19 protein-coding genes are annotated in these 19,440 nt (G+C 55.7%); 10 read left to right on the top strand and 9 right to left on the bottom strand.

Annotation, left to right across the window (positions count from 1 at the left end; translation table 11 throughout):
- Position 1: 1 nt before the first annotated feature.
- The 7 genes from ftsQ (at position 2) to mutT (ending at position 8,481) form a co-directional block, all read left to right on the top strand.
- Complete coding sequence (gene ftsQ, locus PU624_RS19355) at positions 2 to 841, top strand: cell division protein FtsQ (RefSeq protein ID WP_283546257.1); 840 nt, start codon at positions 2 to 4, stop codon at positions 839 to 841.
- Positions 838 to 2,094, top strand: coding sequence for a cell division protein FtsA (gene ftsA / locus PU624_RS19350; RefSeq protein ID WP_003854739.1), 1,257 nt, complete (start codon positions 838 to 840; stop codon positions 2,092 to 2,094). The genes ftsQ and ftsA overlap by 4 nt, the downstream gene beginning before the upstream one ends.
- Positions 2,095 to 2,165: 71 nt before the next feature.
- Entirely contained in the window at positions 2,166 to 3,320 is a 1,155-nt protein-coding gene (gene ftsZ, locus PU624_RS19345; protein ID WP_003854738.1) for a cell division protein FtsZ, read from the top strand.
- 101 nt (positions 3,321 to 3,421) lie between these two features.
- Entirely contained in the window at positions 3,422 to 4,339 is a 918-nt protein-coding gene (lpxC, locus tag PU624_RS19340; RefSeq protein ID WP_013356769.1) for a UDP-3-O-acyl-N-acetylglucosamine deacetylase, read from the top strand.
- Positions 4,340 to 4,644: 305 nt separating this feature from the next.
- Positions 4,645 to 5,151 (top strand): secA translation cis-regulator SecM, encoded by a 507-nt coding sequence (gene secM / locus PU624_RS19335; RefSeq protein WP_283546256.1) that lies wholly within the window; start codon positions 4,645 to 4,647, stop codon positions 5,149 to 5,151.
- 74 nt (positions 5,152 to 5,225) lie between these two features.
- Complete coding sequence (gene secA, locus PU624_RS19330; RefSeq protein ID WP_283546255.1) at positions 5,226 to 7,931, top strand: preprotein translocase subunit SecA; 2,706 nt, start codon at positions 5,226 to 5,228, stop codon at positions 7,929 to 7,931.
- Between the two features lie 154 nt (positions 7,932 to 8,085).
- Positions 8,086 to 8,481: an 8-oxo-dGTP diphosphatase MutT gene (gene mutT / locus PU624_RS19325; protein WP_283546254.1), complete on the top strand. Its 396-nt coding sequence runs from the start codon at positions 8,086 to 8,088 to the stop codon at positions 8,479 to 8,481.
- A gap of 30 nt (positions 8,482 to 8,511) precedes the next feature.
- Here mutT and yacG read toward each other — a convergent pair whose 3' ends face one another.
- The 3 genes from yacG to coaE are packed head-to-tail and all read right to left on the bottom strand — an operon-like array spanning position 8,512 to position 10,074.
- Positions 8,512 to 8,709, bottom strand: coding sequence for a DNA gyrase inhibitor YacG (gene yacG / locus PU624_RS19320; protein WP_283546253.1), 198 nt, complete (start codon positions 8,707 to 8,709; stop codon positions 8,512 to 8,514).
- 8 nt (positions 8,710 to 8,717) lie between these two features.
- A complete protein-coding gene (zapD, locus tag PU624_RS19315) occupies positions 8,718 to 9,461 on the bottom strand; it encodes a cell division protein ZapD (RefSeq protein WP_283546252.1) in 744 nt (247 codons plus the stop codon).
- Between the two features lie 4 nt (positions 9,462 to 9,465).
- A complete protein-coding gene (gene coaE / locus PU624_RS19310; protein WP_283546251.1) occupies positions 9,466 to 10,074 on the bottom strand; it encodes a dephospho-CoA kinase in 609 nt (202 codons plus the stop codon).
- Positions 10,075 to 10,307: 233 nt separating this feature from the next.
- Here coaE and PU624_RS19305 point away from each other — a divergent pair, with 233 nt between their 5' ends.
- Positions 10,308 to 11,348, top strand: coding sequence for a GMP reductase (locus PU624_RS19305; protein ID WP_283546250.1), 1,041 nt, complete (start codon positions 10,308 to 10,310; stop codon positions 11,346 to 11,348).
- Between the two features lie 25 nt (positions 11,349 to 11,373).
- Here the strand turns inward: PU624_RS19305 and hofC are convergent, their stop codons facing one another.
- From hofC to nadC, 4 genes are all read right to left on the bottom strand, one after another.
- Complete coding sequence (hofC, locus tag PU624_RS19300) at positions 11,374 to 12,573, bottom strand: protein transport protein HofC (protein ID WP_283546249.1); 1,200 nt, start codon at positions 12,571 to 12,573, stop codon at positions 11,374 to 11,376.
- Positions 12,566 to 13,951, bottom strand: a complete 1,386-nt coding sequence (gene gspE / locus PU624_RS19295; protein ID WP_283546248.1) for a type II secretion system protein GspE — start codon at positions 13,949 to 13,951, stop codon at positions 12,566 to 12,568. Before gspE ends, hofC begins: the two co-directional genes overlap by 8 nt.
- Complete coding sequence (gene ppdD, locus PU624_RS19290; protein ID WP_283546247.1) at positions 13,938 to 14,393, bottom strand: prepilin peptidase-dependent pilin; 456 nt, start codon at positions 14,391 to 14,393, stop codon at positions 13,938 to 13,940. Before ppdD ends, gspE begins: the two co-directional genes overlap by 14 nt.
- A 175-nt stretch (positions 14,394 to 14,568) precedes the next feature.
- Complete coding sequence (nadC, locus tag PU624_RS19285; protein WP_283546246.1) at positions 14,569 to 15,465, bottom strand: carboxylating nicotinate-nucleotide diphosphorylase; 897 nt, start codon at positions 15,463 to 15,465, stop codon at positions 14,569 to 14,571.
- A gap of 197 nt (positions 15,466 to 15,662) precedes the next feature.
- On the opposite strand from nadC, the gene ampD reads away from it, so the two are divergent.
- Complete coding sequence (gene ampD / locus PU624_RS19280; protein WP_283546245.1) at positions 15,663 to 16,214, top strand: 1,6-anhydro-N-acetylmuramyl-L-alanine amidase AmpD; 552 nt, start codon at positions 15,663 to 15,665, stop codon at positions 16,212 to 16,214.
- Positions 16,215 to 16,230: 16 nt separating this feature from the next.
- Entirely contained in the window at positions 16,231 to 17,085 is an 855-nt protein-coding gene (ampE, locus tag PU624_RS19275) for a beta-lactamase regulator AmpE (RefSeq protein WP_283546244.1), read from the top strand.
- On the opposite strand, the gene PU624_RS19270 is transcribed toward ampE, so the two are convergent.
- Together PU624_RS19270 and PU624_RS19265 are read right to left on the bottom strand one after the other, a co-directional pair.
- Positions 17,067 to 18,026 carry a glycoside hydrolase family 43 protein gene (locus PU624_RS19270; RefSeq protein ID WP_283546243.1) on the bottom strand — a complete coding sequence of 320 codons (960 nt, stop codon included), beginning with the start codon at positions 18,024 to 18,026 and terminating at the stop codon, positions 17,067 to 17,069. The two genes, ampE and PU624_RS19270, sit on opposite strands and share 19 nt — an antisense overlap.
- Positions 18,023 to 19,435 (bottom strand): glycoside-pentoside-hexuronide (GPH):cation symporter, encoded by a 1,413-nt coding sequence (locus PU624_RS19265; protein ID WP_283546242.1) that lies wholly within the window; start codon positions 19,433 to 19,435, stop codon positions 18,023 to 18,025. Before PU624_RS19265 ends, PU624_RS19270 begins: the two co-directional genes overlap by 4 nt.
- Positions 19,436 to 19,440: the final 5 nt, after the last annotated feature.

Raw genomic sequence — 19,440 nt, 5'->3', positions numbered from 1 at the left:
TATGTCACAGGCGGCGATGAGAGTTCGAAACCGTGAACCGCAGGAGCGTATTCGCACCGGGCGCAGTAACGGAGCCCGACTGTTCGGCATTTTTTTCCTGCTGATCGTCATCGGGATTATGGTTGCTGGCGGGCTGGTGGTGCTGAAGTGGATGAACGATGCATCACGGCTGCCGTTGTCAAAGCTGGTGGTGACAGGACAGACGCACTACACCACCCACGACGATATTCGTCAGGCGATTTTGTCGCTGGGTCCGCCCGGGACTTTTATGTCTCAGAACGTGGACATCCTGCAGCAGCAGATTGAGCGACTGCCGTGGATTAAACAGGTCAGCGTGCGTAAGCAGTGGCCGGACGAACTGAAGATCCATCTGGTGGAGTACACGCCGGTGGCGCGCTGGAACGATTTGCATATGGTGGACGCTGATGGAAACGCCTTCAGCGTACCCGCCAGCCATGTCGGCAAAGAGACACTGCCGATGTTGTATGGGCCGGAAGGGAGTGAGAAAGAGGTCCTGGCGGGCTATCACAGCATGGATGATGTGCTGAAAGCCCGGAAGTTTACCCTGAAGGTGGCGTCGATGACGGCGCGTCGTTCATGGCAGCTGGTCACCAGCGATGATGTACGTATCGAACTGGGACGCAGCGACACCATGAAACGACTGAATCGCTTTATTGAGCTCTACCCGGTGCTGCAGCAGCAAGGTCAGAACGAGAGCAAACGTATCAGCTACGTGGATTTGCGATACGACTCTGGCGCTTCTGTTGGCTGGACACCGGTCGTGATGGAGCCACAGGACAGTAATCAGCAACAGAACCAGGCACAGGCTAAACAACAATGATCAAGGCAACGGACAGAAAACTGGTAGTTGGACTCGAAATCGGCACTGCGAAGGTTGCCGCCCTGGTTGGGGAAATTCTGCCCGATGGTATGGTCAACATTATTGGGGTGGGCAGCTGTCCTTCCCGTGGTATGGATAAAGGTGGCGTAAACGACCTTGAGTCGGTGGTGAAATGCGTTCAGCGCGCCATCGATCAGGCTGAGCTGATGGCAGACTGCCAGATCTCCTCCGTCTACCTTGCTTTATCGGGCAAACATATCAGTTGTCAGAACGAAATCGGGATGGTTCCGATTTCGGAAGAGGAAGTGACTCAGGATGATGTAGAGAACGTCGTACACACCGCCAAATCGGTGAGAGTACGTGACGAGCATCGCATCCTGCATGTCATTCCTCAGGAATACGCCATCGACTATCAGGAAGGGATTAAGAATCCGGTCGGGCTTTCCGGCGTGCGTATGCAGGCGAAAGTGCACCTGATCACCTGCCACAACGACATGGCGAAGAACATCGTTAAAGCCGTTGAGCGCTGCGGACTGAAAGTGGATCAGCTGATTTTTGCCGGTCTCGCCTCCAGTTTTGCCGTTCTGACTGAAGACGAACGTGAGCTGGGCGTGTGTGTTGTCGATATTGGTGGCGGTACAATGGACATAGCCGTATATACCGGCGGCGCTTTACGGCACACTAAGGTGATTCCGTATGCAGGCAACGTAGTCACCAGCGATATCGCCTATGCGTTTGGTACACCGCCAACGGATGCTGAGGCGATCAAAGTGCGCCATGGTTGCGCGCTGGGCTCGATTGTCGGCAAAGATGAGAACGTTGAAGTGCCAAGCGTGGGTGGACGTCCACCGCGCAGCCTGCAACGTCAGACGCTGGCGGAAGTGATTGAGCCGCGTTATACCGAACTTTTGAATCTGGTCAATGACGAGATTCTGCAGTTACAGGAACAACTGCGTCAGCAGGGCGTGAAGCATCACTTAGCCGCAGGCATTGTCCTGACCGGTGGTGCAGCGCAAATCGAAGGACTGGCGGCCTGTGCGCAACGCGTATTCCATACGCAGGTGCGTATCGGACAGCCGCTGAATATTACCGGCCTGACTGACTATGCGCAGGAATCGTACTACTCCACTGCCGTGGGACTGTTGCATTACGGCAAAGAGTCGCACATGAACGGTGATGCAGAGACCGAAAAACGGGTCTCAGTAGGTAACTGGTTCAAGCGTATTAACAGTTGGTTAAAAAAAGAGTTTTAATTTTTGTGAAAGGGGATCATGCTGTTTTCTTTAGTGATCTCCAGGCGACAGGCACATAACGGAGAGAAATCATGTTTGAACCTATGGAATTAACCAACGACGCGGTGATTAAAGTCATCGGCGTCGGTGGCGGCGGCGGTAACGCCGTAGAGCACATGGTACGCGAGCGTATCGAAGGTGTGGAATTCTTTGCTGTGAATACCGACGCGCAAGCGCTGCGTAAAACAGCTGTCGGCCAGACCATTCAGATCGGTAATAACATTACCAAAGGTCTGGGTGCGGGTGCGAACCCGGAAGTGGGCCGTAACTCTGCAGAAGAAGATCGCGAAGCACTGCGGGCTGCGCTGGAAGGGGCAGACATGGTCTTCATCGCAGCAGGCATGGGCGGCGGTACCGGTACCGGTGCAGCACCTGTGGTCGCTGAAGTGGCTAAGGATCTGGGTATCCTGACGGTGGCTGTTGTCACCAAGCCGTTCAACTTCGAAGGCAAAAAGCGCATGGCGTTTGCTGAGCAGGGGATCGCTGAACTTTCTAAGCATGTCGATTCACTGATCACCATTCCAAACGACAAGCTGCTGAAAGTGCTGGGTCGCGGTATCTCCCTGCTGGATGCATTTGGTGCGGCCAACGACGTGCTGAAAGGCGCAGTCCAGGGTATCGCCGAGCTGATCACCCGTCCGGGCCTGATGAACGTCGACTTTGCTGACGTGCGTACCGTCATGTCCGAAATGGGTTATGCGATGATGGGTTCAGGCGTTGCGTGCGGTGAAGATCGTGCGGAAGAAGCGGCTGAAATGGCGATCTCCAGCCCACTGCTGGAAGATATCGACCTGTCAGGTGCGCGTGGCGTGCTGGTCAACATTACTGCGGGCTTCGACCTGCGTCTGGATGAGTTCGAAACCGTGGGTAACACTATCCGCGCCTTCGCCTCTGACAACGCGACCGTGGTAATCGGTACTTCACTTGATCCGGAAATGAATGACGAACTGCGCGTCACCGTGGTGGCAACCGGTATCGGCATGGACAAGCGTCCGGAAATTACGCTGGTCACCAACAAGCCAGCCAGTCAGCCAGTGATGGATCATCGCTATCAGCAGCACGGTATGTCACCGCTGCCGCAGGAGCAGAAACCTGCTGCCAAAGTCGTTAACGACCAGGCTGCGCAGTCGAACAAAGAGCCTGACTATCTTGATATTCCGGCCTTTTTACGTAAGCAGGCCGACTAGGATTAACCCTATAATTGGGATTCTCCGCTCTTTGTGCTAAAGTGTCTGTCCGCTGGTAAAGTATACTGGCGGTCGGAAAGGTGATATTGCGAGATAATACGATGATCAAACAAAGGACATTAAAACGTATTGTTCAGGCGACTGGTGTCGGTTTACATACCGGCAAAAAAGTCACACTGACATTACGCCCTGCGTCGGCTAATACCGGGGTCATCTATCGTCGCACCGACTTGAATCCACCGGTAGATTTTCCGGCTGATGCAAAATACGTGCGCGACACCATGCTGAGTACCTGCCTGGTGAATGATGAAGGCGTGCGTATTTCAACGGTTGAACACCTCAATGCCGCTCTGGCGGGTCTGGGTATCGACAACATTATTGTTGAGGTCGATGCGCCAGAAATCCCGATCATGGATGGCAGCGCAGCACCGTTTATCTATCTGCTGATGGATGCGGGTATCGAGCAGCTCAACAGTGCGAAGAAATTTGTGCGTGTTAAGCAGACCGTGCGTGTGGAAGAGGGTGACAAATGGGCCGAGATCAAACCGTATAACGGTTTCTCGCTCGATTTCACCATCGACTTTAAACACCCGGCTATCGATTCCAGCTCACAGCGCTATGCGATGAACTTCTCTGCTGACGCCTTTGTTCGTCAAATAAGCCGGGCGCGTACATTTGGCTTTATGCGTGAAATCGAATATCTGCAGTCTAAAGGCCTGTGCCTGGGCGGTAGCTTAGATTGTGCGATAGGTCTGGATGATTTCCGCGTACTGAATGAAGAAGGCCTGCGTTTTGAAGACGAGTTTGTCCGTCACAAAATGCTGGACGCGATTGGCGACTTGTTTATGTGTGGTCACAACATCATTGGCGCATTCACTGCGTTCAAATCAGGCCACGCGCTGAACAACAAGTTGCTGCAAGCGGTTCTGGCTAAGCAGGAAGCCTGGGAATGGGCAACCTTCGAAGACGAAGCTGAACTGCCAGTGGCATTCAAAGCACCGAATCTGGTTCTGGCTTAACTACCCCAGAACGTGAAACGGCTGGTTATGCTGACACCCTCTCCGGTCAGCGGCGCCAGCCGTTTTTTTATTGCCTTCCCTGACACACGCCTGATGACTGCGACCTCGCTCGCAAAGCGTTGTCTGTTCTGCTGAATTGCTGAACAATCACACGCGTTTTCTCACGTCGCTACTTTAAACCCAGGTGTGGATGCCCCACATTAATGTTACTATCTGTGGCGCTTTTACAGGCCGAAATCCGTTGCGGCTCGCGCGGCGGGTACACGAAAACAAGAGCGCAACAGAGCGTGCGCGATGGAAAGGTTGTGATCGGGATTCTTCAGCGCTGGCGACAATTAGGTAGACGCTATTTCTGGCCCCATCTCCTGTTAGGGATGGTAGCGGCCAGCTTTGGCCTGCCAGCCTGTGCGCAAAGCTCCGAACTCAACGCGTCGTCTGAATCTCCGGCCAGCAGTCTCTTTCTCGGCAATGCCACACGTTTTGATCACTTAATCCGGCTTCAGGAAGCATCCCGACGCCCGAGCTTCAGCGTGGATTACTGGCATCAGCACGCCATCCGCACCGTTATTCGTCACCTCTCTTTCACGCTGGCGCCCCAGGCGCAGGCGGAGCAACAACAGTTACCGCTGGCGGCCCAAAAGCTGGCGCTGATCGACTCACTGCATAGTTTACTGACATCACATTCTGCGCTGCACACTGCACCGCAGGAGATGACAACACCGCCTCTCTTCATGGCCGTTACCCGCTCATGGGTAGAATGGCATGCCAGCGTGCATGGCATTCGCGCCGGACCCGCCCGATTGTTCTGCTAATAGTATTGGTTTTACTCACTCTGTTTAGATTTCGCAGTCCGGAATGCTCCGGCTGAATTGAGAATATATTTATTATGTTTAGCAAAATATTGACCAAAGTTTTTGGCAGCAGTAACGATCGTACGCTGCGTCGTATGCGCAAAGTGGTAGACGTCATCAATAAGATGGAGCCCGATTTTGAGAAGCTCTCTGACGATGAACTGAAAGCCAAAACCGACCTGTTCCGCGAGCGCCTGAAAAAAGGTGAAACGCTGGAAAGCCTGATCCCGGAAGCGTTCGCGACCGTGCGTGAAGCGAGTAAGCGTGTGTTCGGAATGCGTCACTTCGACGTACAGCTGATCGGCGGCATGGTGCTGAACGACCGCTGTATCGCTGAGATGCGTACCGGTGAAGGTAAAACCCTGACCGCAACGCTGCCAGCCTACCTGAATGCGCTGTCTGGCAAAGGCGTTCACGTGGTGACCGTCAACGACTATCTGGCACAGCGTGATGCGGAAAACAACCGTCCACTGTTTGAGTTCCTGGGTTTAAGCATTGGTATCAACATGTCGGGCCTGCCGGCTGTAGCGAAGCGCGAAGCGTACGCGGCTGACATTACCTACGGCACCAACAACGAATATGGCTTCGACTACCTGCGCGACAACATGGCTTTCAGCCCGGAAGAGCGCGTACAGCGTAAACTGCACTATGCGCTGGTGGATGAGGTCGACTCCATCCTGATCGATGAAGCGCGTACGCCGCTGATCATCTCGGGTCCTGCTGAAGACAGTTCTGATCTCTACACCAAAGTGAACAAGATCATCCCTCATCTGGTGCGCCAGGATAAAGAAGATACCGAAACCCATCAGGGCGAAGGCGACTTCTGGGTCGATGAGAAAGCGCGTCAGGCTCACATGTCTGAACGCGGTCTGGTGAGAGTGGAAGAGCTGCTGGTCAGCCAGGGCATCATGGAAGCGGGCGAGTCACTTTACTCTCCGACCAACATCATGCTGATGCACCACGTCACTGCGGCACTGCGTGCCCATGCACTCTTCACCCGCGATGTTGATTACATCGTGAAAGAGGGTGAAGTGGTGATTGTTGATGAACACACCGGCCGTACCATGCAGGGTCGTCGCTGGTCTGATGGTCTGCATCAGGCAATTGAAGCGAAAGAAGGCGTAGAGATCCAGAACGAGAACCAGACGCTGGCCTCTATCACCTTCCAGAACTACTTCCGTATTTACGAGAAGCTGGCCGGCATGACCGGTACTGCTGATACCGAAGCATTCGAATTCAGCTCTATTTACAAGCTCGACACCATTGTCGTGCCGACTAACCGTCCGATGGTGCGTAAAGATCTGGCTGACCTGGTCTACATGACCGAGAAAGAGAAGATCGATGCGATTATCGAAGATATCCGTGAGCGCACAGCTAATGGACAGCCGGTACTGGTGGGTACCATCTCGATTGAAAAATCAGAAGTGGTCTCAAACGAACTGACCCGCGCCGGTATCAAACATAACGTCCTGAACGCCAAATTCCATGCCCGCGAAGCGGATATCGTGGCGCAGGCCGGTCAGCCGGGTGCGGTCACTATCGCGACCAACATGGCCGGTCGTGGTACGGACATTATGCTGGGTGGTAGCTGGCACGCTGAAGTGGCCGAACTGGAAGACCCGACTGAAGCGCAAATCGAAGAGATCAAGGCAGCATGGCAGATTCGTCATGATGCAGTTCTGGCTTCAGGTGGTTTACATATTGTCGGTACTGAGCGTCACGAATCGCGTCGTATCGACAACCAGCTGCGCGGTCGTGCCGGTCGTCAGGGTGATGCCGGTTCATCACGCTTCTATCTGTCGATGGAAGATGCGCTGATGCGTATTTTCGCCTCAGACCGTGTTTCAAATATGATGCGTAAACTGGGCATGAAGCCAGGCGAAGCCATTGAGCATCCGTGGGTGACTAAAGCGATTGCCAATGCTCAGCGTAAAGTTGAAAGCCGTAACTTCGATATTCGTAAGCAACTGCTGGAATATGATGATGTGGCCAATGACCAGCGTCGCGCGATCTACAGTCAGCGTAATGAGCTGCTGGATGTGTCTGACGTTAGCGAAACCATCAACAGCATTCGCCACGATGTCTACAAAGCCACCATCGATACTTACATTCCACCACAGTCGCTGGAAGAAATGTGGGATGTGCCAGGCCTGGAAGAGCGTCTGCGTGCTGACTTCGATCTGAACCTGCCGATTGCAGAGTGGCTGGATAAAGAGCCTGACCTGCATGAAGAAGTGCTGCGTGAGCGCATCATGACCCATGCTATGGAAAGCTACGCAGAGAAAGAAGAGATCGTGGGCGCGGAAATGATGCGCAACTTTGAAAAAGGCGTGATGCTGCAGACGCTGGATTCGTTGTGGAAAGAGCATCTGGCTGCGATGGACTATCTGCGTCAGGGCATCCATCTGCGCGGCTATGCGCAGAAAGATCCGAAGCAGGAGTACAAGCGTGAATCCTTCGCCATGTTCGCCGCGATGCTGGAATCGCTGAAATATGAAGTGATTAGTACGCTGAGCAAAGTGCAGGTGCGTATGCCAGAAGAAGTGGAAGCGATGGAGCAACAGCGTCGTGAAGAAGCTGAACGTCTGGCACAGCAACAGCAGCTGAGCCATGTAGAAGAAGATCTGCTGGCATCCGAACCTGTGGCGGAGCAGAGTGGTGAACGCAAAGTTGGCCGCAACGATCCCTGCCCATGTGGTTCCGGTAAAAAGTTTAAGCAGTGTCATGGCCGCATCGCCTGAGACTGAATGGTGAGAAAAAAGGAGCCGCTGGCTCCTTTTTTTATGGTCGCTGTCTGCGCAGTGAGTGCACCATCGCTGTGCTAAAGCGGTTAACTTCCGCGACGGCATGCTCTAAAATCAGCCTTCATTCACCTATTACTACCGGATAGTCTCCATGAAGCACCTGCAGGTTGCAGTTGGCATCATTCGCAATGCCAGTAAACAAATTTTCCTTGCCCAGCGCGCGGCGACCTCCTACATGGCAAACAAGTGGGAGTTTCCTGGCGGTAAGATTGAAGCGGGCGAAAGCGCCGAACAGGGACTGATAAGGGAACTCCAGGAAGAGACCGGCATTGAAGTCACCGAGGCTCGCCCGATTGGTCATGCAGACCACAGCTACGACGATCTGCGGGTGACGCTGCATTTCTTTCTGGTTGAAGGGTGGAAAGGTGAGCCGTGGGGCAAAGAGGGTCAGCCGCAGCGCTGGGTGGATCAGCATGCGCTGGTGGCAGAAGAGTTTCCGGCCGCGAATCATCAGCTGATTGCGCGTCTGATCGCCGGCGAAATCTGATTGGATGGGGCAGCGTGCCCCATCCTGTTATCAGCGATCTTCTTCACTCCAGTTGTCACTGTCGTTCATATCGTCGCTGCTGGGAATGCGTTTCTCTTCTGCGGCCCACTCACCTAAATCGATGAGCTGACAGCGCTTGCTGCAAAAGGGACGCCACGGGCTGAGCTCATCCCAGATTACATCTTTGCCGCACTGTGGGCAGGAAACGGTCATGATTTCTTGCTGCATGTTTACCTCTAACAACAGGCCAGCTGGAAGTTAAGGCGGGCCGGAACTTCACCGCGTTCACTATCAAGTGGCATAAAACGTATGGCGTAGCGGCTTTTATGTCCGGACACCTGTGGATAGAGCGCATCGTCCAGCGACAACTGCAGTCGCAGCAGATCGGCACCCTCGGCATTATCCTGATAAAAACCATTGAGACTGGTCTGCATATGGAACGCACCGGACTGGCGGATCAGATCCAGTACCATCGCCAGCGCATGATGCAGGGGCTCCAGCGTCTGCATCCAGGCTTCGACCTGCGCATCGCGTGTTTCCTGCGGCAGGTGGAGCCAGATGTGCAGGCCCGGTAAATCAAAGCTACAGCATCCGCCAGGGATGCTCAGTCGCTGGCGTACCAGGGCAATCAGACGATCCTCGCGGAGCTGCTGGCCCATACGCGGGGCATTCATCAACTGCGTTGACTGAATTTTAAGTTTATCGCGCAGGGCATCCACCAGCGTCATATCGACACCGGGCACGTCAGCCCAGGCACGTAATTTTTGCTGCTGACGCTCCAGCTCTTTCAACAGTTCAGTCCGCATATCGCCGCGCTCGAAAATGTCGAGCAACTCGCCAATCAGGCGAAAAAAGGTCAGTGCATTAACGGTTTTATCCAGCGGTGTAGTTTCATCTAACTGATTAATCAAAAACTCAACCCGTAACCAGGTTCGCATTTTTTCATTCAGTGGGTGTTCAAACAGAACGGGTGTGCTCATGGTATTAATCCTGTTTCGTTGCCGCCAGCCTGAGATAGCGCTGATGGAGTCCGGCAACCTGTGGCAAGGCGTCGGCGGGCTCGCCACTGTTATCAATAATGTCATCGGCACAGGCCAGGCGCTGCTGGCGCGTGGCCTGTGCGGCAAGAATACGTTTCGCCTGCTCGACGGAAAGATGGTCACGCTGCTGAGTCCGCGCTAACTGCGTTGCCTCATCAACATCCACTACCAGTACCCGATCAGCCTGGTGCTGTAACTGATTTTCCACCAGTAATGGCACCACCCAGAGCACATAAGGTGAGGTGGCCTGGGCGATCAGCTGTCGCGTCCGGGCGTTGATCAGCGGATGAAGCAGCGCGTTTAACCAGCTTTTCTCTTCCGGCTGCTGAAAAATAATGTCGCGAAGTCGTTTACGATCAAGCATGCCCTGTTCCGTCACTATTGACGCGCCATAGCGCGCTTCAATGGCCTGCAAAGCGGGCGTGCCGGGTTCAACAACTTCACGGGCAATCAGGTCAGCATCAATAATTTCCACGCCAGACGCGGCGAATGCCTGGGCAATCGTACTTTTCCCACTGCCGATCCCCCCTGTAAGCGCGACGATATAGGGCATGTTTCTCACCTGACTTCTTTTCCGACATGGGTTCAGGGTAATGATCTGACTAAAAAACGCAAAAATGGGCGTCAGATCACACCGATAAATCACAACTAAATTTAACGGATTGTAGCGTAAATAAAGTGAAATTCGCAGTCTTGTCGCGCAGCGTGAGGCGCGTATCATAACGCCACTGGAGCTGTGCTTACTTCGTGAACTACGATTCGTTGCCATTTACCAGGACACTGTTTATGCGTATTGAAGAAGATCTGAAACTGGGCTTTAAAGATGTCTTAATCCGCCCCAAACGCTCCACGCTGCAAAGTCGCTCACAGGTTGAGCTGGAACGCAGCTTTACCTTCAGACATTCGGGCCTCAGCTGGAGCGGCGTTCCGATCATCGCCGCCAACATGGATACCGTTGGCACATTTTCGATGGCCGAGGCGCTGGCCAGCTTCAATATCCTCACTGCCGTCCACAAGCATTACAGCGCAGATGACTGGCGCGCGTTTATTCAGCGCGTACCTGCGTCAGTTCTGAAACATGTGATGGTTTCAACCGGCACCTCAGAGGCCGATCTCAGTAAACTGGTCGCGATTATGGCGCTGTCAGACGATCTGCAGTTTATCTGCATCGATGTGGCCAACGGTTACTCACAGCATTTTGTCGATTTTCTGCAGCGCGCGCGCGAAACCTTCCCGGCTAAAACCATCTGTGCCGGTAACGTGGTCACAGGCGAAATGGTGGAAGAATTAATCCTCTCCGGTGCAGATATCGTGAAAGTCGGTATTGGTCCGGGATCGGTCTGCACAACCCGGGTGAAAACCGGTGTGGGCTATCCGCAGCTTTCTGCTGTCATTGAATGTGCCGATGCGGCGCATGGTTTAAGCGGACAGATTGTCAGTGATGGCGGCTGTTCGGTGCCGGGCGATATCGCCAAAGCCTTTGGTGGTGGTGCGGACTTCGTGATGCTGGGTGGTATGCTGGCGGCGCATGATGAGTGTGAAGGGCAGGTCGTCGAAGAGAATGGCGAAAGCTTTATGCTCTTTTACGGCATGAGCTCCGAGTCGGCGATGAAGCGTCACGTTGGTGGTGTCGCGCAATACCGTGCTGCAGAAGGTAAAACGGTAAAACTGCCATTGCGGGGTCCGGTCGCTGACACCGCGCGCGATATTCTGGGTGGGCTGCGTTCTGCCTGTACTTACGTCGGAGCAGAGCGGCTGAAAGAGCTGACCAAGCGCACGACCTTTATCCGGGTTAACGAGCAGGAGAACCGCGTTTTCAACCGCTAGTCATGCGGGGCGCAGCGTGCGCCCCTTAATGCATCGCATCACCCAGCCCGAACACCGGCAGATACATCGCAATCACCAGCGTGCCGACAATGCCGCCAATCACCACCATCATCATGGGTTCCAGCGACGCCGCCAGAGTATCCGCGCGCTCGCGGGTTTCTGCCTCATGCCATTCCGCCAGCCGGGCCAGCATCAGATCCAGTGCGCCCGCCTCTTCACCGACCCGAATCAACTGACCACATAAGGGGGTGAACAGCGGATGATTAATCAGCGCCTGATGCAGAGGACGCCCCTGAGCAATATGCTGCTGCAGTCCGGCCATCGCTTCCCGCCAGAGTAATGAGGAGAGCGTGACTTCAGCGGCGGCCAGGCCCTGTAACAGGGTTAATCCGGCGCGCTGCGTGAGATTCAGAATGGTATAGATCTGTGTGAGTTGCGTACCGCGCCACAACCCGGAAAGCAGCGGGATGCGCAGGAAAAAGGCCTGCTCACGACGTTGCCAGCCCGCAGAGCGTCGTCGCAGCTGATGCCATCCAGCCAGCATCAGCGAAACACCACAGGCCAGCACACCTCCCCATTCCTGAAGCGCGGCAGACAACTGCATTACCGCTGCCGTAAAGGCGGGCAGGGGCGCATCAAAGGAGTCATAAACCGCGACGAACTCCGGCAGCACGAACAGCAGCATGCCGCAGGTGACAGCCATCGCCACCAGCAGAATAAACAGGGGATAGCGCAGCGCCTTCGCCACCTGATGCCATAACTGCTGCTGGCGGATCTGCTGCTGAGCCAGTTCGCTGCAACAGATGTCTAGCTGACCGGTCAGTTCACCTACCTCCATCAGGGACGGATAGAGTGCAGGAAAAATCTGCGGCCACTCACGCAACGCCTGAGAAAAAGGGGTACCGCTCAGTACCCGATGATGCAGAGCGATCATCAGGGCACGCCAGCCTGCATGCGGATGACCCTCTGCCAGCAAAGCCAGACTCTCTGCCAGCGGCAGGCCCGCTTTGAGCAGAGTGGCCAGCTGGCGAATCAGGTCAGTTTTGTGCTGCCATTTCCAGTCCCCCTGACGCCAGACTTTTTCCCGCTTCCAGCTCACCGGCAGAAGATCGCGCTGCGCCAGCATCAATAGCAGGTTGTCACTGTCGACAGCCAGTAGCTGACCACGGCATAACTGGCCCTGACTATCGACTGCCTGCCAGCTGAATAAAGCTGCATTAGCCATCGTCCAGCCCAATCACCCGTTGCATCTCTTCCAGCGAGGTATCGCCCCGGCTTACCGCCTCCAGGCCGGAAACCAGCAGGGTGCGCAATCCCTGCTGTTTCGCCAGACTGAGCAGGTTTTCCAGCGGCATCTCGGCCGCGATCGCATTTTGCAGTCTGGCATTGATCGGCAGCAGTTCAAACAGCGCCAGCCGCCCAAAATAGCCGGAAAAGCAGTGGTCACAGCCAGGCGCCCGCCAGGTTTGCAGGGTCCCGGGCCAGAGTTCAGCAGGAAAGTGCGCCACCGCCTGGGCGGGCTGACGGCAATGGGGACAGAGGCGTCTGACCAGGCGCTGAGCAACGATGAGTTTCAGTGCCGATCCCAGCAGATAACCCGGAATCCCCATCTGCCGCAGGCGGGTCAGGGTTTCGGCGGTGGAGTTGGTGTGCAGCGTCGACAGCACCAGGTGCCCGGTCTGCGCTGCTTTAACTGCAATCTCCGCCGTTTCGGCATCGCGGATTTCGCCCACCATGATCACATCCGGATCCTGCCTGAGCAGCGCCCGCAGCACGCGGTTAAAATCGAGACCGTTTTTGGTGTGGATCTGCGTCTGGTTAATGCCGGGCAGCGGGATCTCAATCGGATCTTCCACGCTGCACAGATTTTTCTCTGGCTTATTCAGCGCGCTGAGTCCGCTATAAAGCGTAAACGTCTTGCCACTGCCTGTGGGGCCGGTAACCAGAATCAGTCCCTGCGGCTGTGCCAGTGCAGCGCAGAACAGGCGCAACTGCGCAGCGGGTAAGCCAAGCTTATCCAGTGACAGGGCCGCGCCTTCACTCTGTAACAGCCGGACCACCGCTTTTTCGCCGCCATAGATGGGTAAAGTCGCCAGGCGAAATGAGGCCGGTTTACCGGCGATCTCCATGCTGAACTGACCATCCTGCGGTAACCGGCGTTCGGCAATATCCAGTCCGCCGAGGATCTTCAGCCGTGCCAGCAGCGCTGCAGGCTGCGTGGAAGGCAGTGAAGAGAGGAGATGCAGTACGCCGTCGATTCGCAGCCGGACCCGCAGGCCATCCCGGCTGGGTTCAATATGCACATCGGAAGCACGCCGCTCCAGCGCCTGACGTAGAATCAGCTGTGTCGCCTCAATCGCTGACTCTGCAGGTGCCTCTTCGCGGGCCACCAGCGGTGCGTCAGCGTGCTGAAGCTGGTCGAGCCGGGCCTGAGGCCAGCATTCAATCTCAATCTGGCACTGGCTGGCAAAATGGAGCGCTTCAGCCAGTCCGGGTGGCACGTTTTCCGCGACGGCAACACGCAGCTGACTGGCATCGTGATGCAGAACCAGGGCGCGATAGCGCTGACACAATGCTGCGATCGCCTCATCAGGCTTGTTCATCGCTGGCTCCTTTGTCCGCAAAGCGGAACTGCTCCAGGCAATTGTCGCGCAGGCTGTTGTTGCTGCTGGTGCAGCTGCGTTGCCAGCTGATGCCGCCCTCCGTGCTGTCCCAGATCGGCAGCATTTCAACGCTCAGCCCATTGAGGCTCTCCTGCCCGGTCAGCGTAATTACCCCACTGGCCACGCTCAGTGCCGAGACATAGCGCGACCCTCTGGCTGCCGGAATTCCCGCTTCTCCGGCCTGACACTGGGCCGGGCCGCCACGCTCCATGGCACAGAGCTCTATCGCGGTTTTGTAGGGCACCATCGTTTGCAGCATGTCGGTGAGGGCAGCGCGCTGCAGATAATTTTGATAAGCGGGCAGGCCAATGGCACTCAGGATCGCCACAATGCCCACGACAATCATCAGTTCAACCAGCGTAAATCCACGTTGATAATTCATCTCATCGTCTCCTGATTTAAGAAGGCGACAGGTTAAAAATAGGGGGCACTGAAAGACAGACAGAGATCGACATGCTGGAAAGCGTGATGTGGAGAAATTTCAGAATTGCAGCGCAGTCGAAACTGCGCCGGAAGCGGGATCGCAAAATCGCCGTGTCAGGTAACGGCGATGCAGATTATTTTTGTCTGAAACGCATCGAGAGGTCCAGCGCCCGCACATGCTTGGTCAGCGCGCCAACCGATACATAGTCCACGCCGGTCAGGGCGATCTGCGGCAGGGTGGTTTCGGTCACGTTGCCGGAAACCTCCAGCAGCGTCCTTCCCTGATTGAGTTCGACAGCTTCACGCATCGCATCCAGGCTGAAGTTATCCAGCATCACGATGTCGGCTTCAGCCTCCAGCGCCTGACGCAACTCCTCAAGCGATTCCACCTCAACTTCGACCGGCACATCGGGCTGCAGCCATTGCGCTCTTTCCACAGCCTGTGCAATCGATCCGCTGGCAATAATATGGTTCTCTTTGATCAGATAAGCGTCAGAGAGGCCCAGCCGATGGTTACTGCCACCGCCGCACAGCACGGCATATTTCAGCGCAGTCCGCAGTCCGGGCAGGGTTTTACGGGTGTCCAGCAGTTGCGTCTGGCTTCCCGCCAGCAGCGCGACATAGCGGCTGACTTCGGTGGCAACGCCCGAGAGCGTCTGCACAAAATTCAGTGCCGTACGCTCGGCGGTCAGCAGCAGGCGAGCGGGACCACTGATTTCAAACAGCAGCTGGTCAGCCTCGATCTGATCGCCATCTTCAACATGCCAGTTCAGCGTCGCGTGTGCGCCCAGCTGAATAAACACCTCTTCGACCCAGCGTTTACCACAGAAAACACCGGCTTCACGGGTGATGACCTGCGCATGGGCCAGGGTATCGGCGGGCAACAGCTGCGCGGTAATATCGCGGTCAGCGTCAATCTCACCCCCAAGATCCTCTTTCAACGCCAGCGCAACGGTATCCGGGATGTCACTTTCAATGCGTTTAATCAATGCCTGACGGCGGCTGTCGGGATCATAACCACGAGATGACATAGGTGTTTTACTCCAGAAACGGAAATGACAGAGGCGGTCACAATAGCCTGAACCGGCATCAGGTTCCAGCAACAGAATGCATTTTGTTTAGTATCCTTAACAAGCGGCGATTTAATGTCACCCGATCGGCACACTAAGAGGCAAGAATCCTTTATTATTCATGCTATTCTCAGCCTGGTGAAACAAGGATAACCGGTATGAAAATCAAACAGGGCTGGCTGACCGGAGTGCGTCACGTGCCGTCAACGCATTGCAATGAGCGGCCTGATAATGAGGCACCCTCACTGCTGGTGATTCACAATATCAGCCTGCCACCCGGTGAATTTGGCGGGCCGTGGATCGACAAACTGTTCACCGGCACACTACCGCCGGATGCTCATCCCTATTTTGCGGATATCGCCGCGCTCAAAGTGGCTGCACACTGCCTGATTCGTCGTGACGGGGAGATCGTGCAGTATGTCCCCTTTGATAAACGTGCCTGGCATGCAGGCATTTCGCAGTTTGAAGGACGTGAAAACTGCAACGACTTCTCCATTGGTATCGAGCTGGAAGGGACAGACAGCGAGCCGTATAGCGAGGCGCAGTATCGGGCCCTGCAGCAGGTAACCCGGTTGCTGCTGCAACACTATCCGGTAACGCCTTCACGTATCACGGGGCACAGCGACATCGCACCGTTACGTAAAACCGATCCCGGACCTGCTTTTGACTGGGACTACTACAAACAGCTGTTAACGCAGCAAAAATCCTGATTTTTGCGGAGTCAGTATGACGTTGTTTACCTTGTTGTTGGTTTTAGGCTGGGAGCGCCTGTTTAAACTGGGCGAGCACTGGCAACTTGAACACCGGCTGGAGCCGATCTTCCGCCATCGCCGACATTTCTCCATGATGCGTACCCTGCTGATGACCGCGCTGGCGATGGCGCTGACCGCGCTGGTGGTCTGGAGCCTGAAAGGCCTGCTGTTTGGCGTGCTGCAACTCCTGTTCTGGATCGTTGCCGGACTGCTCTGTATCGGTGCCGGTTCAGTGCGTAAGCACTACCATAGCTATCTGAAAGCGGCCAGTCATGATGACGACGCGGCGCATCAGGCGATGGCGGCTGAACTGACGCTGATTCATGGCGTGCCGGTGGAGTGCAGCGAGCGCGAATTTCTGCGTGAACTGCAGAATGCGCTGATCTGGATAAACTTCCGTTTCTATCTTGCGCCGATGTTCTGGCTGGTGGTGGGGGGCCCATGGGGGCCGGTACTGCTGGTGGGTTACGCGTTTCTCCGTGCCTGGCAAGGCTGGCTGGCAAAACACGGTACCCCGATGGTGCGTTCGCAGTCTGGTGTGGATGCCATTCTGCATCTTCTCGACTGGATCCCGGTGCGGCTGGCGGGTGTAGCTTACGCGCTGCTGGGTCATGGCGAAAAAGCGCTGCCCGCGTGGTTTGCCTCGCTGACCGATCGTCACCGGTCGCAGTATCAGGTGCTGACGACGCTGGCGCAGTTCTCCCTGTCGCGCGATCCGCATACCGATAAAGTCGAAACGCCACGGGTTGCCGTGGCGTTAGCGAAACGGACGTCACTGGTGCTGGTCGTTGCCGTCGCGTTGCTGACGATTTACGGCACGCTGGTGTAATCGGCCGGTGGCACGCCGAAATCGGGCGTGCCATCTTCCCGCCAGCTGAAATATTTCAGTCGGGTATGGCGGTTCGGATCCCACAACGGATCGCCCTCAATTTCAGTGTAGTTACGCGCGTGGTAAACCAGCACGTCGCGTCCCGCCTCATCCTGAGTAAAGCTGTTGTGGCCTGGCCCATACTGGTGGTTGTCCCAGCTGGACACAAAGACCGGCCGCGCCGATTTCTGCCAGGCGGCGACATCAAGCGGATCGGCATCAGCGGCAATCGACAGGATACCCAGACAGTAATTCTCATCCGTGGCGCTGGCGGAGTAGGTTACAAACAGCCGATCGCCGTGTCGGATGACCGCCGGTCCTTCATTAACGCTAAACCCAGCACACTCCCACTCATATTCTGGCCGGCTCAGCATTACCGGCGTGCCTTTCAGCGTCCAGGGATTCAGCAACTCGGACAGGTAGAGATTAGAGTTGCCGGGAATCAATGGATCTTTCTGCGCCCAGAGATACCAGTTTTTGCCCTGATGCACGAAGTGGGTAGCATCCAGAGAGAAGGTGTCGAACTGGCTGAAGACCCGGCGACACGGCTGCCATTCGCCCTGTAGCGGATCGGCCGCCTCACACACCAGCGCATACATCCGGTGCTGAAAAAGTCCCTCTTTGATCTCCCGCGTCGGTGCTGCCGCGAAATAGATGACCCACTGGCCGTCAATGTAGTGCAGTTCCGGTGCCCAGATTAACTCGCTGCAGGCGCCGCTCCCGGGTTTGCGCCAGACCACGACCGGCTCGGCGCTGCGCAGGCCATCGAGCGTTGTGGCGCGGCGGATCTCCAGCCGGTCATACTCCGGCACTGATGCTACAAAGTAGTAGTGCTGTTCATGGCGCAGGATAAAGGGGTCGGCGCGCTGCTCAATAAATGGATTCGGCAAGATTGCGGTCATTTAACATCTCCGGTTGGCGTGACAACACCGTCGCGCAGGCGAACAGTGTGTAACTCATGGAAGTTTTCGCGGCGCAGCGCGAGATCCTGCTGAATGGTAATCATCATTTTGCGGTCAACCTTCATCAGTCGCACCACACCGGCGGTAATCAGATAACCGACGCCAGGAATAATAGTGAACAGCAGCATGATGCCGTTAATCGCCTCAGGAGACTGCTGCTTAGCGCCCGCGTTGTAGCCATAAATCGACAGCAGAAAGCCGACCATTGCACCGGCAACCGCCAGTCCCACCTTGAGGAAGAACAGGTTGCCGGAGAAGCTGATGCCGGTGATGCGCTTGCCGGTTTTCCACTCGCCGTAGTCATCCACATCTGCCATCAGTGACCAGTGCAGCGGAGAGGGAATCTGATGCAGGATATTCAGTACAAAGTAGGCGACCACCACCATCACGGTGGCGTGAGGATCGATCCAGTAGAAGCTGCTGGAGAAGAGCGCCAGCGCGATATTGGTCCAGAAAAAGACTTTGAGTTTGCACCAGCGGTCGGTAAGCAGTTTCGCCAGCGTGCTGCCGAACATCATGCCAATCACCCCCAGGCTGATAAACAGCGTGGCGAAGTGCGTTGACTGACCCATAACCCAGGTCACGTAATACATGGTGGCCGCCATGCGGATGAAGCCGGGGCAGACGTTACAGAAGGTGAGCAGCAGAATGCGCACCCACTGGTCATTCTTCCAGACGTCACGCAGATCTTTTTTCAGGTCATCATTGCTGGGTACGGCAGGGCGGATACGTTCCCGTACCGTGGCAAAGCAGAACAGAAACATCGCCAGCCCAATCGTGGCCAGCACCGCCATCGCCATCTGGTAGCCGCGCGCTTTATCTGCGCCCCCAAACCACTCCGCCATCGGCAGCAGTGACAGAGAGAGAATCAGCGTGGCGATGCCGACCATGACAAAACGATAAGACTGGCAGGAGACCCGCTCACCGGGATCGTTGGTAATCACGCCGCCCAGAGAACAGTAAGGGATGTTGATGGCGGTATAAGTCAGCGACATCAGGAAGTAGGTGACGAAGGCCCAGATCACCTTGTTATGGTAGGTCCAGTCCGGCGTCGTAAACATCAGGACGCTGAAGACCACGTAGGGCACCGAGACCCACAGCAGCCAGGGACGAAAACGGCCCCAGCGACTCTGGGTGCGATCGGCGACAGCGCCCATAATTGGATCGGTAACCGCATCCAGCACCCTGACCGAGAGCAACAGGGTGCCGACCAGCGCCGGGGCAAGGCCAAAAACATCGGTATAGAAGTAGTTCAGGAACAGCATGATGGCACCGCCAATCATGTTGCATCCGGCATCGCCCATGCCATAACCGAGCTTTTCTTTAAATGAGAGTGCGGCGGGCTTCATTAGCT

It is taken from the genome of Pantoea sp. Lij88, from assembly GCF_030062155.1.
GTDB lineage: Bacteria > Pseudomonadota > Gammaproteobacteria > Enterobacterales > Enterobacteriaceae > Pantoea.
This window is presented reverse-complemented; position numbering and strand designations above follow the sequence as displayed.

Bases quoted from the DNA above. Each gene is read 5' to 3' on its own strand.
- ppdD (WP_283546247.1), bottom strand. From the start codon at position 14,393: ATGAATTATCAACGTGGATTTACGCTGGTTGAACTGATGATTGTCGTG.
- ftsZ (WP_003854738.1), top strand. From the start codon at position 2,166: ATGTTTGAACCTATGGAATTAACCAACGACGCGGTGATTAAAGTCATC.
- coaE (WP_283546251.1), bottom strand. From the start codon at position 10,074: ATGCCCTATATCGTCGCGCTTACAGGGGGGATCGGCAGTGGGAAAAGT.
- PU624_RS19305 (WP_283546250.1), top strand. From the start codon at position 10,308: ATGCGTATTGAAGAAGATCTGAAACTGGGCTTTAAAGATGTCTTAATC.
- ampE (WP_283546244.1), top strand. From the start codon at position 16,231: ATGACGTTGTTTACCTTGTTGTTGGTTTTAGGCTGGGAGCGCCTGTTT.
- ftsA (WP_003854739.1), top strand. From the start codon at position 838: ATGATCAAGGCAACGGACAGAAAACTGGTAGTTGGACTCGAAATCGGC.
- secA (WP_283546255.1), top strand. From the start codon at position 5,226: ATGTTTAGCAAAATATTGACCAAAGTTTTTGGCAGCAGTAACGATCGT.
- hofC (WP_283546249.1), bottom strand. From the start codon at position 12,573: ATGGCTAATGCAGCTTTATTCAGCTGGCAGGCAGTCGATAGTCAGGGC.
- PU624_RS19270 (WP_283546243.1), bottom strand. From the start codon at position 18,026: ATGACCGCAATCTTGCCGAATCCATTTATTGAGCAGCGCGCCGACCCC.
- gspE (WP_283546248.1), bottom strand. From the start codon at position 13,951: ATGAACAAGCCTGATGAGGCGATCGCAGCATTGTGTCAGCGCTATCGC.
- ftsQ (WP_283546257.1), top strand. From the start codon at position 2: ATGTCACAGGCGGCGATGAGAGTTCGAAACCGTGAACCGCAGGAGCGT.
- zapD (WP_283546252.1), bottom strand. From the start codon at position 9,461: ATGAGCACACCCGTTCTGTTTGAACACCCACTGAATGAAAAAATGCGA.
- yacG (WP_283546253.1), bottom strand. From the start codon at position 8,709: ATGCAGCAAGAAATCATGACCGTTTCCTGCCCACAGTGCGGCAAAGAT.
- lpxC (WP_013356769.1), top strand. From the start codon at position 3,422: ATGATCAAACAAAGGACATTAAAACGTATTGTTCAGGCGACTGGTGTC.
- nadC (WP_283546246.1), bottom strand. From the start codon at position 15,465: ATGTCATCTCGTGGTTATGATCCCGACAGCCGCCGTCAGGCATTGATT.
- PU624_RS19265 (WP_283546242.1), bottom strand. From the start codon at position 19,435: ATGAAGCCCGCCGCACTCTCATTTAAAGAAAAGCTCGGTTATGGCATG.
- ampD (WP_283546245.1), top strand. From the start codon at position 15,663: ATGAAAATCAAACAGGGCTGGCTGACCGGAGTGCGTCACGTGCCGTCA.
- mutT (WP_283546254.1), top strand. From the start codon at position 8,086: ATGAAGCACCTGCAGGTTGCAGTTGGCATCATTCGCAATGCCAGTAAA.